Here is a 12251-nt window from a genome sequence, read left to right as displayed (position 1 = left end):
GCCTGGCTCGAAGCACGACGGGTGCCGGATGACATCGGGAGCTAGGGTCGGGCGGTGGCGGAACCCGACCTGACCCTGACCGCGAGCCTGCGGCCGGCCGCGCTGGACGCCCGACGGGGCATCGTCCGGCTGCATCCGGAGGTGCTCACCGCGCTGGCGCTGCGCCCGGGCGACCCGGTGCGCCTGGCCGGCCGGCGGGTGACCGCCGGGATCGTCGCGGCCGATCCGACCGCAAGCACCGCCCTGCTCCACGCCGACGACCTGATGCTGGGCAACCTCGGCGTCCGCGACGGCGGCCAGGTGACCGTGAGCCCCCTCCCGGTCACCGCGGCCCGCCGCGTGGTCATCGCCGGGCCGGCGCCGGTCGCCGCCGTGGTCTCCCCCGAGATGCTCCGGCTGGCCCTGCTCGGCAAGGTGGTGACGACCGGGGACGACGTGTCGCTGCTGCCGCAGGACGTCCTGCCCGACGCCTCGGTACGCAGCCTGATGGAGGCCGCCCGACGCAGCCTCTCCAACAGCGTCGGCTACGCCTGGACCAGCACCCTGCTCACGGTGGTCGCCGCCGAGCCCGGCACCGGCTCCCTGGTCACCATGGACACCGTCGTCGGCTGGGAACACGGCCCGGCGACCCACGGCTCCGCCGGCACGGCGGGCTCGCCGGTCGCCCGGGCCGCCGGCACGGCGGGCGGGTCCGGTCAGGCCGCCGGCCTGGCGGGCTCCGGCCGGGCCGCCGGCGCCGGCAGCGCGCCGGGGGGCGGGCCCCGCCCGGCGCACGTCGGCGCGGCCGACCTGGACACCGGCGGCCCGGCCGCCGGCACGCACCGGGCCCGGCGTGAACCGGCGACCGCGGACGTCACGAGCCGGGCCGGCGCGGGCGACGGCGCCACGAAGACGGACGAGGAGGCCGTGCCGTCGGTGGACGAGCTGCCCGGGCTGCGGTCCCAGGCCGAGGAGTTGACCGAGCTGCTCGACCTCGGCTTCCACCACCGCGAGGTGCTCGGCCGGCTGGGCACCACCGTCTCGCTGGGCGTACTAGTCGCCGGGCCGGCCGGCTCCGGCAAGGCGGCGCTGGTGCGCGCGGTGGCCGCCCGGGTCGGGGCCCGGGTCTGCCCGCTCTGGGCACCCGAGTTGGCCGCGCTGACCAACCAGGCCGCCGCCGACCGGCTGCGCGCGGCCGCGGCCGAGACGCAGACGGGCGGCCCCGCGGTGCTGCTGGTCACCGACGTGGAGGCGCTCGCCCCGGCCGACGGGCCGGGACCGCTGGCCACCGTGTTCCGCCAGGTGGTCGCCGAGACCGTCCGGTCCGGCGCGGCGGTGGTCTGCACCACCGGCCGGCCCGAGGCCGTCGACCCGGCGCTGCGCGCCCCGGACCTGCTCTCGCTGCGGATCGGCGTCCCGCTGCCGGACCCGGCGCTGCGCCGGGAACAGTTGACCGTGCTGACCCGGCAGGTCCCGCTCGCCGAGGACGTGCGGCTCGACGAGGTCGCCGGGCGTACCCCCGGCTTCGTCGCCGCCGACCTGGCCGCGCTGGTGCGCGAGGCCGGGGTGCGCGCCGCGCTGCGGCAGAAGTCGGCCGAGACGCCGACGGTCGCGATGACCGACTTCACCGCCGCCCTGGAGGTGGTCCGGCCGACCTCCATGGCGGCGTCCACCCTGGAGCTGGCCTCGGTGACCCTCGACGACGTGGGCGACCTGACGGAGGTCAAGGAGACGCTGACCGAGTCGGTGCTCTGGCCGCTGACCTACCCGGACACCTTCGCCCGGCTCGGCGTGCAGCCACCACGCGGGGTGCTCCTCTACGGCCCCCCGGGCTGCGGCAAGACCTACCTGGTCACCGCGCTGGCCGGGTCGGGCCGGGCGAACGTGCTCTCGGTCAAGGGCGCGGAGCTGCTGTCGAAGTGGGTGGGCGAGAGCGAGCGCGCCGTCCGCGAGCTGTTCCGCCGGGCCCGCGAGGCCGCGCCCACGCTGGTCTTCCTCGACGAGGTGGACGCGCTCGCGCCGGTGCGTGGCCAGGCCAGCGACGGCGGTACGACCGACCGCGTGGTCGCCGCGCTGCTCACCGAGCTGGACGGGGTGGAGGCGCTGCGCAACGTGGTGGTGGTCGGCGCGACGAACCGGCCCGACCTGGTGGACCCGGCGCTGCTGCGACCCGGGCGGCTGGAACGGCTGGTCTACGTGCCGCCGCCGGACGGGCCGGCGCGGGCGGAGATCCTGCGCGCCGCGTCGCGGAACGTGCCGCTGGCGCCGGAGGTGGACCTGGCGGCGCTGGGCGCGGAGCTGGACGGCTTCTCGGCGGCGGACTGCGCCGCACTGGTACGGGAGGCGGCGCTGGCTGCCATGCGGGAGTCGCTGACCGCCTCCACGGTCACCGCCGCGCACGTGGCGACGGCCCGCTCCCGGGTCCGCCCGTCCCTGGACCCGGCCCAGGTCGCGTGGCTCGCGGCGTACGCCGAGAAGCGCGCCAGCTGACCACGGGCGCGGTCTTCCCGGGCCGGCCGCCGGTCAGTCGGTGGGCAGCAGGGGGCCGAGCGGGCCCAGGTCGAGGTTGAGGTCCTCGGGGGCCAGGCCGAAGTACTCGCGCAGCCCCGTCATCTGCTCCTCCAGCGCCATCAGCGTCGTGCCGATCCGCTCGACCTGCTCCTCGGTGAGGTCGCCGAGGTCGACGCGGCGCAGCGCCTGCCGCTCCATGAGCTGCCGCAGCAGCTCGATCACGGTGAGCACGAGGCTGGCCAGCCCCCGCTCGACGGAGTCCCGGTCGACCGCGAGCCGGCGGTCCAGCGGGGTCACCCGGGGCGGCTGCCACCGGGTGTCCCCGAGCGCGGCGGCCAGTTCGGCGGCCTCGTCCCGGCGGGTCCCGGCACCTGAGGCGGTGATGCCGCCCGGGGCGTTCGGGCCGCCGTCCGGGGCGGTCATGCCGGTGCCCCTGGTGACGAGGCGGCCCCGGGCACGGCAGCGTCCCGCAGCTCCGGCGGGGCGAGCGCGCCGACGGAGGCGACCAGGGCGCGCAGGGAGATCCGGACCAGGTCGACGTCGGCGATGGCGATGGTGATGTCGCCGCTGATCACCACGCCGGTGGCGAGGACCCGGTCCAGCAGGTCCACCAGCGCCACCGGCCGGTAGGCCAGCGGGTCGTCGGCGCTGCTCGGCGCGAGCGAGGTGGTCACCACGCCGGCCCCCGGGCGGTCGGCGCGTCGGCGCGGCGGGCGGTCAGCACGCCGGCTCCCGCACGGTCAGCGGGGGCTCGGGCGGTCGCTCCTCGGCGAAGGAGTACGGCGGCCACGGCCCGGTCAGCTCCAACCGGATCTCCGGGTGCCGCCCGGCGAGCGTGTCGACCAGCCGGCTGAAGGCGGCGAGCGCCTCCTGCCCGACCAGGTACGCCCCGTTGAGCACCATGGCGGTGGGCGCGCCGGAGAGCCGGCGGTCCTGCGGTGGGTGCCGCCGGGCGGCCACCGCGTGCCCGGCGAGGGCCGCGTGCACGGCGGCGGCGGCGTCGGCGGCGATCCGCTGCCCCTCCTCCCGGGCGGTGAGCTGGGCCCGGCGCCGCCGCAGGTACGCCGCCCCGGCCCCGCCCGACCCCCCGGGCTCCGCCGCCCGGGGCGTCGCGCCGGGCACGACGTAGCCCTTGACGCCCCACTCGTCCCGGCCGGCGAGCCGGTCGAGCAGGGCGGTCAGCTCGGTCCGCCGGGCGGCGAGCTGGCCCGCCACCCGGGCGTCGTCGTGGTGCACGGTGGCCAGCCGGGCGGGCACCACCGCGCCCGCCCGGGACAGCGCGGCCACCACCGCGTGGTGCGCCCGGGCGGCGCGCTCCAGCCAGGCCAGGTCCTCCAGGTTGCGGCGCAGCGCCTCCTCGCCGTACTCGGTCAGCGGCGCGGTGCTGACCACGGCGACCAGCCCGGCGGCCGGCACCGCGCGTACCGGCGCGCCGTCCATCCCGGCGGTCGCGGCGAGCAGGGCCCGGTCCGCCTCCCGCGTCACGCCGTGCAGCCACACCCCGGCGTCCAGGTGCGCCGCCGGGCCGGCGGACGCGAGGTCAGCCGTCGATCTCATCCCACTCCTCCCTCCGGGCGGCCCGCCGGGCGACCCGGGGGCGGCGCTCCGCCTCCACCTGCTCCGGGTCCCGCGGGCCGGGCTCGACCGGCGGCCTCGCCCGCGAGCTGAGCCACGGGTCGTGTTCCCACCAGTCGATGCCGATCTGCCGTGCCGTGTCGACGGAGGCGATGACCAGCCGGAGCTTGAGCGTCAGCAGCTCGATGTCGAGCAGGCTGACCCGGATGTCGCCGGCGATCACGATGCCCCGGTCGAGCACCCGTTCCAGGATGTCGCCGAGGTTGGCCGGCTCGTGCCCGGCCGGCAGGACCTGGCCGGAGTTCTGCACCACCGGTGGCGGTTGCACGGTCATCTCAGCCCACCTCGCCCTTCCCGCGCTGGTAGCGCCGCACCCGCCGGTAGCCGAGCAGGCCGCCCTCCAGGTCCAGCTCCACCTCGTAGAGGCCGAGCAGGTCGGTGGAGGCGGGGATCCGGCGGTCCTCGATCACCTCCACCCCGACCAGCCAGCCGTCCCGCACCGACTTCAGCGAGGTGGTCCCCACCGGGTCCCGGCCGGTCAGCTCGACGATCTGCCGCATCCCCTCGCGGGCGGCCTCGGCGGCCGAGATCGGTTCGAGGTACTCCTCCTCGTCGTCGTACCGGTCGTCGTACCGGTCGTCCGGCTCGTTCCTACGCGCCCGACCGCCGTCGCCGCGGATCCGGTCCGCCATGCCGCTCACCTCCCTCGCCGCCGTCGCGCGGCACCCGCCGCGCCCGTTCCGCGCCGGCCCGTCGGCGGGGGCGGGTGCCGCCGGTCAGCCGCTCCAGCACCTGCTGCTGCCCCCGGTCCCGCTCCGCGGCGGTGATCTCCCCGGCGGCCTCCGCCGCGTCCAGCGCCTCCAGCTCGCGCCGGACGTCGACCGGGTTGCGCTGCCGCGACTCCGCCTCCCGGGCGATCACCTTGACCACGGCGGTCACCCCCCGCACCGGCGCGTACGGCAGGGTCAGCAGCGTCCAGAGAATGTCCACCGGTCACTCCACCAACTGGTGGGCGCTGACGAAGTCGTACGGGGCGAGCGGGCCGAGCAGGCGCGTGTGGAGCAACTCCCGGCGCTGCTCGGCGTACTCCTCGACGGCCGCGACGAACTCGTCCTCCCGGTCCCGTTCGACCAGGAAGGCGGCGTTCGCCGCGTCCAACTCGTTGCTCGGCGGTCGCGGCGCGCTCGCCACGACGAGCGGGCCGAGAGCGTCGACGAGCTGCCGGTTCTCCGCCTCGCGGCGCAGCTCCACCGCCTGGCTGATGATCTCGCCGAGCCGGATCCGCTGCGGCCGGGTGGCCGCCTCCGGCTGCCCGCGCACCTGGTCGGCCAGCTCGGCCGCGGCCGGGTTCTCCGCCAGGATCTCCGCGATCAGCTCCGGCTCGTGGTAGCGGCCGTGCACGACGTACTGGATCCGCCCCTCGAACTCGTCGAGGGCCGCGGCGAACCGTTCGTGGTGCGCCTCCAGCAGGTCGGCCACCGCGTCGGGGCCGGTGACGACCGTGCCGAAACGCACCGGCAGCACCGGGGCCACGGCCGCCGTGCCGTCCACGAGTTCCTGGTACGCGGTCAGGTCCGCCGGCCGGCCGATCGGCTCGGTCAGGCTCACCTCGCTGACCAGCGCGGCCAGCTCACCGTGCCGGATCGCGGCCACCTTCCCGGGCGGGTCGCCGATCCCGGGGGCGTCCGGGGTCGGCTCCACGTCGGAGGGCACGATGCCGTAGATGAACAGTCCGGTCTCCTCGGCCATCTCAACGCTCCTCGTCCCGGCGCCGCCGGGGTCGGTCGAGGTCGCGATCCCGGTCGCGGTCGCGGTCACGGTCGCGGTCGTCGGAGCCGAGTTCGCCGACGGCGTCCCGGACCGCACCGCCGATCGCGCCGACGGTCTTGCCGATCCCGGACGCCGCCTTGCGGGCGCCGACCGCCCCGGAAGCACCCTCGACCAGGTCGGGCAGCCCCTTCTGACCCTTCGGCGTGATGTCGAACCGGTCGACCGCCTCGGCGAAGCGCAGGTACGTCTCCACGCTGGCGATGACGATCCGGGCGTTGATCTCCAGCAACTGGATGCCGACCACGGCGACCGACACCTGCGCGTCGATCACCACGCCCTTGTCCAGGACCGTCTCGACGACGTCGGCCAGGCTGGAACCCGCTCCGCCGCGCTCCAGCGCGCCGCCGGCCTGATCGTCACTCGTTGCGATCGTCACTCCCGCTCCTCCCGTCGACGGCGGACCACGGGCCGGCGGGGCGCCTCCGGGGCGCGTCGCGGCCGGGCCTCCTCGCGGGGCAGCGGCTCCTCGCGCGGCTGCGGGCGCCGGGCCCGCTCCGGGGCGCGGCGACGCGGCGGCGCCTGTTCCTCCTCCGGCTCCTCCTCGTACTCGCCGTAGTCGCCCTCGTCGTACTCGTCCTCGTACTCCTCCTCGGCGGGACGGCGCCGCAGCGGCGGCCGACGGCGGCCACGCTCGACGGGCCGGCGCTCCGCGCGCGGCTCCTCCTCGACCTCCTCCTCCGGCTCCGGTTCGGGCTCGCCCCGGCCGCGCTCGCGCTCCGGTCGCCGCCGCCCGCGCTCCTCCCGCTCGGCCTGTTCCCGCTCGGCCTGCTCCTGCCGGTCGCGCTCCTCGCGCAGGGCGGTCTCGTGGTCCGTGACCACCTGCCCGTCCTCGATCTCGCCCCGCCAGCCCTGCACGGAGTCCGGGTCGAGGACGGTCTGCGTCATCACGTGCCGGACGAAGTGCTTCAGCTCCAGCCGGACGCGGCGGCCCTGCGCGCGCCACAGGTTGCCGGTGTGCTCGAAGAGCCCCTGCGGGTGGTACTCCAGCACGACCAGGATGCGGGTCAGGTCGGACGACAGCTCGTGGAAGCTGACCGTGCCGTCGACCGAGCCCTTCTCGCCCTTCGAACGCCAGTGGATCAGCTTGTCGGGGATCTGCCGGACGATGGTCGACTCCCAGGTGCGGTGCGACCAGAAGACCTGCGCCTTCCAGGTCAGCTTCTCGTCCGCCTCGGTGTCGACGTTCTCGACCTTCTTCATGAAGCTCGGGAAGTCGCCGAACTGGGTCCACTGGTTGTACGCGACCCGGACGGGCACACCGACCTCGATCGCCTCCACGATGTTGGTGACCTTGAGCTTCTTCCCGCCGCCCTTGCCGCCCTTGCCGCCCTTGCCGAGCGCCGACATCACCTTCTCCTTACCGCCGGCCAGTCCGGCATGGACCAACGCCTTCACCGGCGACCCGCCCTCGGCGAGCTTCTGCGCGCCCGTCGCGGCGGCGATCAGGCCGGGGCCACCGCCCTGCTTCGCGTAGTCGCTGAGGCGTCCGGTCGCGCCGGTGATCCGCTCCGTCACCACCTGCACGGCGCGTTCGCCGATGGCGCTCGCCAGGTTCCGCGCCTCGCCGGCGAGCTGGCCCCGGACCTTGTCGCCGAGGGCGCCGGGATTCGTCGTGCCCACCATGGTCACCGCCCCCGCTGGTCGGCGTCGGTGTCCCGGTCCGGCCGGTCGTCGTCCGACCCGTCGTCGGGCGCGCCGGCGCCGCCCCTGCGGCGCAGCGCGTCGGCCGAGCCGCGCAGCTTGCCGCTGATCGCGTCGATGCCGCTGCCGGCCGCGGCGGTCGCAGCCGCCTTGGAGGCGGCGGCGAGCGGCCCGCCGAGGCGACCGAGGTTGGCCAGCTGGGGGGACGACTGCAGCAGGTTGCCGCCCGCCTTCAGCAGCCCGCCCGGCTCCCGGCTGGCGCGGCCGGCCGCGACCGCGGCGGCCAGGGTGAGGGCGGTACGCAACCTGCGCCGGCGGCCGAGCAGATAGCCGAAGCCCACCGCGAGCCCGATTCGTGCTCCGCTGTTCATCAGTTCTCCTTCGCTCCCCGGAGCGGCAGACACCTGACGGCAGCGGTCGAAAATGGCCGCCGGGGATCAGCACGTGCCGGACCGCAATCAGGTGTCCCGTTCAATCGGACCCGGCGGGCAGTACCCGATGGCCTATCGGCGAAACATTTCCGCCTTTTCTCGGAACCATTTCCGGAGCCCACGGCACGGCCCTCGTCAACCGCGCAAATCGGGCAGTCGAACCGCTACGAGCAGCGAGAACCTCAGAAAGGAAAGATCTGACGAATGGTCGTCACAAAGCGGGCGGCGTCGAATCGAGGCATATCTCGGCGTGCACCTTGCCGTCACCCTCGCGCAATTTTGCCCCGCACTTGGAGAGCACCGACAACGCCCCGTGATTGTCGACGGTGGTCTCCGCGACCACGAGCCGCATTCCGGCCGCCGCCGCCTCGTTCAGCAGCTCACGCAAAGCGGCCGGGCCGATGCCCTGGCCCCGGGCGGACCGGCCGAGCCACATCCCGGTCTCGACGGCGCCCGGCTCGTCGCGGCGGCTCATCCGGATCATGCCGACCACCTCGCCGCCGGCGAGGATCGCGTACATCTGGGTCCCGGTGGGACCGCTCAGGCCGGCGAAGCTCGCCCGGTGGAACTCGCGGAACGCCTCCCGGCGGGCGTGCGACCAGCCCGCCGGAGCCTCCACCGGCGGCATCACATCGCCGGGCTCCGCCTCGGCAGCCGCTACGGAGAGCAACGGCTCCAGGTTCCGCTCGTCCACCGGCTCCAACCGGACCGTTCCCGCCACGTGCCGCAGTCTGCCGGCCCCACCGGCCCAAGTCCACCCCATCGAACTCCGACTGGCGGTCCGGCGGAAGGTATCGGCCGGTCGGACCGCATCGTGTTCCACCTCACGCTCCGCTGTCGGCGGGCGCCCACCGGCGCCCCGGCCGCCCGTCCCGCGCGGTCACGGAGCGTCGGCGTCGAACTCGCAGAGCACCACCGAGGCGTCGTCGGCCGGCTTGTGCCGGCGCAACCGGTCCGGGTGGTCGCGCTCCGCCGCGCGTACCCGGTCCACCAGCGCGCCCGGGCCGTCGGCGCTCACCACGTCCAGCAGCCCCGCCCAGTCGAGGAGACCGAACTGCTCCACCACGGCCGACGCGCCGTCGCTGAGCAGCGCCGCCCGACGTACGGCGCCCGGCCCGCGCAGCGGCAGCGTCCCGGTCACCGCGTGGAACGCCGCGTCCGGGTCGGCGGCTGCCACCCAGTAGCCGTGGGTCCGGTTCATCCGCTCCCGCTGCACGGCGACCGCCTGCCGGAGCCGGGTGGCCCGGTCGGCCGGGCCGGCCGGCACCGCCGCCGCCGTGTCCCGCAACTCCGCCATCGCGGCGTCCAGCCGGTCGTCGGTGACCACGCTCACCCGGCCGCCGGCCTCCAGCACCAGCGGGCTGTCGCAGAGCACCAGGTAGTCGAGGTGGTCGCCGCCGTCGCGCAGCAGGCAGACCGTGCTCGACGGGGTGCCCGGATGGCCCAGGTCGCACTCGTCGCCGTGGTCGGACCGGACGGCCAGGATCGCCGCCGCCAGGTTGCTCGTCAACGTCGCCGTCGGCCGGATCGCCTCGGCCAGCCCGAGCCGGGCCGCGAGGTGCCGGACGTACCAGGACGGCCCGTGCACGCAGCCGGTGTCGAAGCCCTCCGGCACGGTGGCGCCGTCCAGCACGCCGACCAGCGGCCCGAACCGGAAGACCAGGTCCTCGTTGACCGGCCGGCCGGGGGGCGGCGCGGACGCGGAACTCACCCGCATCGTCCGCGCCGCCCCGACCACCCGGGTCGCCTCAGCGGCGACGGAGGTCGTCGGCGGCCGCATGCGCCTGCCCCTGCACCTGGTGGGCGGCCGACCGGCCCTGCTCCCGTACGGCCGACGCGCCCCCGAGGGCCGTGGAGCCCACCGACTGCGCCGCCCGCTGCGCCGGCCCGCGCATGTTGTCACGCAGGTTGTCGCGCATCTGGTGGCCGACCTGGCTCGCCTGCTGGCGCAACTGCCCGGAGTGCTCGGTCACCTTGCCCCTGGCCTGCCCGGCCAACTGCCGTTCGGGCCGGCTGGGCGGGATCAGCGACGAGACCAGCAGTCCGGCGCCGAAGGCGATCAGGCCGGCGGCGAGGGGATTGCCCTGCGCCTGCTGGCGGGACTGCTGCCCCAGCGAACGGGCGTCGTCCCGCACCGACATGGCCGCGTGCGACATCTGCTCGCGGGACTGCTCCCCGAACGCCCGCGCCGACTCGGTCGCGTGCGACATGCGCTGACCGGCGCCGTGCCCGTCCGACTGCACGCCCATCACCTTCTCCCTGGCCCGGGTGAGCGCGCCACGGGCCTGCCCGACGCGCTCACCGGCGACCCGCCGCGGGTTGACCTTGTCGGCCAGCGCGTCGACGTCGCTGCTCAGTTCGTTCCGGGTGTTCTCGATCTCCCACCGGATCCGGTCCGGATCGTTGGACATGATCTGCTCCCTCCCGGCTGGTTCACCGGCCTCGCACCGCGTTCGGCATCTCCCGTGCGGTCTGTCTCGTCCTGGGCAGCACCGAGCGGAGCTGCGCCATCTTCGTTCGCGCGTTGGCGAGCAGGCCACCGGCGACCGCGGCCCAGATGACGGCCACGATCAGCGCGGCCCAGCCCTGGTCCATCACGTTCGACAGTCCCCACCACAGCGCGTACGACACGAACAGCACCGTCAGGAAGCCGGCCAGTGCGGCACCGCCGAACATCCCAGCGGCCTTGCCCGCCCGGGTCGCCTCCTCGCGCAGCTCGGCCTTGGCCAGTTCGATCTCCTTGCGGACCAGCGTGGAGACGTCCCGGGTCACGTCGCCGAGCAGGTCGCCGACCGACGCCTGGGTCCGCTCCTTCTCCGGGGCGCTCACGGCGCCACCCCGCCCGGGATGTCCGGCCCCGGCCGGCCGGGCGGCGAGGCGTTGCGCACCCGGGCCATCCCGGTGTACGCCTCCTCGCGCGGGTAGGCCTCGCTACGCGGGTACGCCTCCTCGGCGGTGTACGGCGCCTCGACCGCCCGCTCGTACGGCTGCGGCCCGCCAGTCCCGGGCTCGGCGCCCGGCTGCGGCGTCGACGGCTGGCCGGCGCCCCGCGCCCCGTCACCGGAGGCGGTGAGGTTCCGGGTGAGCCGCCCGACGAGCACCCCGGCCACGGCCGCGCCGGCCAGGAACGTCCCCGGGTGCCGGCGCGCGTACGACCGCACCTCGTCGACCACCGCCCCGGGCTCGCGTTCGTCGAGCCAGCCGGCCGCCTGCTGGGCGGCGTCCGCCGCACGGCGGACCATTTGGGCGGCCGTCCCGGAGTCCTCGCTCCGCTCCGCCATCGAGCCGAGTTCGCGCCCGATACCGCGCAGCCCGTCGGCGGCCCGCCGCTGCTGCGCCTGGGCCTGGTCGCGCAACTGCGTACCGGCCTCACCGGTCAGGTTCCGCGCCTGCCGCCGGGCCTCGGAGACGACCTGTCCGCCCTGTTCCGCGGCGGCGTGCGCGACCTGCCCGCCGGCCTGGGCCGCGTGGTGCCCGACCCGGGATGCCTGCTGCCGGGCCTGCTGCCCGGTGCCGGTCGCACCGTCCGGTGGCCGGCTCGGGTTGATTCCCGTCATCGCCCGCTCCCTCCGTCGGCCCCGGGCCGCAGGGTCACGACCCGGAACGTGAACCAGCCGCGGGACGCGGCGGGTTCGTCTGCCGCCTACCCGCGCGGCTCGTCGACATTCCGTCCCGCCGGTCCGGGCAGGACGGGAAACCGGACCGGAACGACCGACCCGTACGGAACCGGCCACAGGGCGCGGATGGCAGTGCCGAACACCGCCCAGGAGGCCAGGCATGGCGCTGCGGCGCGGCTCCGGGGCGGCGGGACGGCGGTCAGCGGCGGCGGTTACGGGCCCGGGAGGAGCGCAGCCGGCGCAGCCGGCCGACCAGCACCGGCTCGGCGGCCAGCGCGGCCGGGTTGTCCAGCAGCGCGTTCAGCAACTGGTAGTAGCGGGTGGCGGAGAGGCCGAAGGTGTCCCGGATGGCCTGTTCCTTGGCGCCGGCGTGCCGCCACCACTGCTGCTCGAAGGCGAGGATGCCCCGCTCCCGCTCCGTGAGCCCGCCGGCCGGCCGGCCGTCCGCCGGGGCGTCGGTCTCGCCGGGCGGCGTCCCGGCCGCGCCCGCGCCCGGCTCGGCCGCCGTGCGGGGCTGCGGCACGGCCGGCACCCCGGGGTCGGAGCCCGACCGGGGCTGGGGGACGAGGGCGCCCGCGTCGTGCGCCTCGCCGGTCGCGTCCGCCCGGTCCGCCGTGGACGGCTCGGTGGCGGCCGGGGCGGCGTCGGCGGGCTGCATGGCGCTCCT

14 protein-coding genes and 4 pseudogenes are annotated in these 12251 nt (G+C 76.0%); 2 read left to right on the top strand and 16 right to left on the bottom strand.

Going from position 1 to position 12251, the window contains the following annotated elements; translation table 11 throughout:
- Positions 1 to 54 precede the first annotated feature (54 nt).
- Both ACGFZ2_RS24420 and ACGFZ2_RS24415 read left to right on the top strand, forming a co-directional pair.
- A pseudogene (locus ACGFZ2_RS24420) lies at positions 55 to 642 on the top strand (ATPase); the annotation flags it as partial.
- Between the two features lie 111 nt (positions 643 to 753).
- A pseudogene (locus ACGFZ2_RS24415) lies at positions 754 to 2469 on the top strand (AAA family ATPase); the annotation flags it as partial.
- Between the two features lie 33 nt (positions 2470 to 2502).
- On the opposite strand, the gene ACGFZ2_RS24410 reads toward ACGFZ2_RS24415, so the two are convergent.
- The 16 genes and pseudogenes from ACGFZ2_RS24410 to ACGFZ2_RS24335 form a co-directional block, all read right to left on the bottom strand.
- Positions 2503 to 2913, bottom strand: coding sequence for a gas vesicle protein K (locus ACGFZ2_RS24410; RefSeq protein ID WP_393264621.1), 411 nt, complete (start codon positions 2911 to 2913; stop codon positions 2503 to 2505).
- The gene (locus ACGFZ2_RS24405; protein WP_393457198.1) at positions 2910 to 3164 is read right to left on the bottom strand and encodes a gas vesicle protein; all 255 of its coding nucleotides are present in this window, start codon (positions 3162 to 3164) and stop codon (positions 2910 to 2912) included. The genes ACGFZ2_RS24410 and ACGFZ2_RS24405 overlap by 4 nt, the downstream gene beginning before the upstream one ends.
- 43 nt (positions 3165 to 3207) lie before the next feature.
- Positions 3208 to 4047, bottom strand: coding sequence for a GvpL/GvpF family gas vesicle protein (locus ACGFZ2_RS24400; RefSeq protein ID WP_393457195.1), 840 nt, complete (start codon positions 4045 to 4047; stop codon positions 3208 to 3210).
- Between the two features lie 154 nt (positions 4048 to 4201).
- Positions 4202 to 4354: pseudogene (gene gvpJ, locus ACGFZ2_RS24395) on the bottom strand (gas vesicle protein GvpJ); the annotation flags it as partial.
- Positions 4355 to 4400: 46 nt separating this feature from the next.
- Positions 4401 to 4757 (bottom strand): gas vesicle protein, encoded by a 357-nt coding sequence (locus ACGFZ2_RS24390; protein ID WP_393264614.1) that lies wholly within the window; start codon positions 4755 to 4757, stop codon positions 4401 to 4403.
- Positions 4717 to 5055, bottom strand: coding sequence for a gas vesicle protein GvpG (locus ACGFZ2_RS24385; RefSeq protein WP_393457193.1), 339 nt, complete (start codon positions 5053 to 5055; stop codon positions 4717 to 4719). Before ACGFZ2_RS24385 ends, ACGFZ2_RS24390 begins: the two co-directional genes overlap by 41 nt.
- A 3-nt stretch (positions 5056 to 5058) precedes the next feature.
- A complete protein-coding gene (locus ACGFZ2_RS24380) occupies positions 5059 to 5814 on the bottom strand; it encodes a GvpL/GvpF family gas vesicle protein (RefSeq protein ID WP_393457190.1) in 756 nt (251 codons plus the stop codon).
- A gap of 241 nt (positions 5815 to 6055) precedes the next feature.
- Positions 6056 to 6232 (bottom strand): annotated as a pseudogene (gene gvpJ / locus ACGFZ2_RS24375) (gas vesicle protein GvpJ); the annotation flags it as partial.
- A 35-nt stretch (positions 6233 to 6267) separates the two neighbouring features.
- A complete protein-coding gene (locus tag ACGFZ2_RS24370; RefSeq protein ID WP_393457187.1) occupies positions 6268 to 7515 on the bottom strand; it encodes an SRPBCC family protein in 1248 nt (415 codons plus the stop codon).
- Positions 7516 to 7520: 5 nt separating this feature from the next.
- Positions 7521 to 7907, bottom strand: coding sequence for a hypothetical protein (locus ACGFZ2_RS24365; protein ID WP_393264607.1), 387 nt, complete (start codon positions 7905 to 7907; stop codon positions 7521 to 7523).
- A 271-nt stretch (positions 7908 to 8178) separates the two neighbouring features.
- Complete coding sequence (locus ACGFZ2_RS24360) at positions 8179 to 8688, bottom strand: GNAT family N-acetyltransferase (RefSeq protein ID WP_393264605.1); 510 nt, start codon at positions 8686 to 8688, stop codon at positions 8179 to 8181.
- Between the two features lie 159 nt (positions 8689 to 8847).
- A complete protein-coding gene (locus tag ACGFZ2_RS24355; protein WP_393264602.1) occupies positions 8848 to 9747 on the bottom strand; it encodes a hypothetical protein in 900 nt (299 codons plus the stop codon).
- Complete coding sequence (locus ACGFZ2_RS24350; protein WP_393264599.1) at positions 9716 to 10378, bottom strand: DUF3618 domain-containing protein; 663 nt, start codon at positions 10376 to 10378, stop codon at positions 9716 to 9718. Before ACGFZ2_RS24350 ends, ACGFZ2_RS24355 begins: the two co-directional genes overlap by 32 nt.
- Before the next feature lie 22 nt (positions 10379 to 10400).
- Positions 10401 to 10796, bottom strand: a complete 396-nt coding sequence (locus tag ACGFZ2_RS24345) for a phage holin family protein (protein ID WP_363700859.1) — start codon at positions 10794 to 10796, stop codon at positions 10401 to 10403.
- Positions 10793 to 11524: a hypothetical protein gene (locus tag ACGFZ2_RS24340; protein WP_393457185.1), complete on the bottom strand. Its 732-nt coding sequence runs from the start codon at positions 11522 to 11524 to the stop codon at positions 10793 to 10795. The genes ACGFZ2_RS24345 and ACGFZ2_RS24340 overlap by 4 nt, the downstream gene beginning before the upstream one ends.
- A gap of 259 nt (positions 11525 to 11783) precedes the next feature.
- Complete coding sequence (locus ACGFZ2_RS24335) at positions 11784 to 12242, bottom strand: DUF3263 domain-containing protein (protein ID WP_393457182.1); 459 nt, start codon at positions 12240 to 12242, stop codon at positions 11784 to 11786.
- Between the last annotated feature and the right edge of the window lie 9 nt (positions 12243 to 12251).

Source organism: Micromonospora sp. NPDC048063 (genome assembly GCF_043202855.1).
GTDB lineage: Bacteria > Actinomycetota > Actinomycetes > Mycobacteriales > Micromonosporaceae > Micromonospora.
This window is presented reverse-complemented; position numbering and strand designations above follow the sequence as displayed.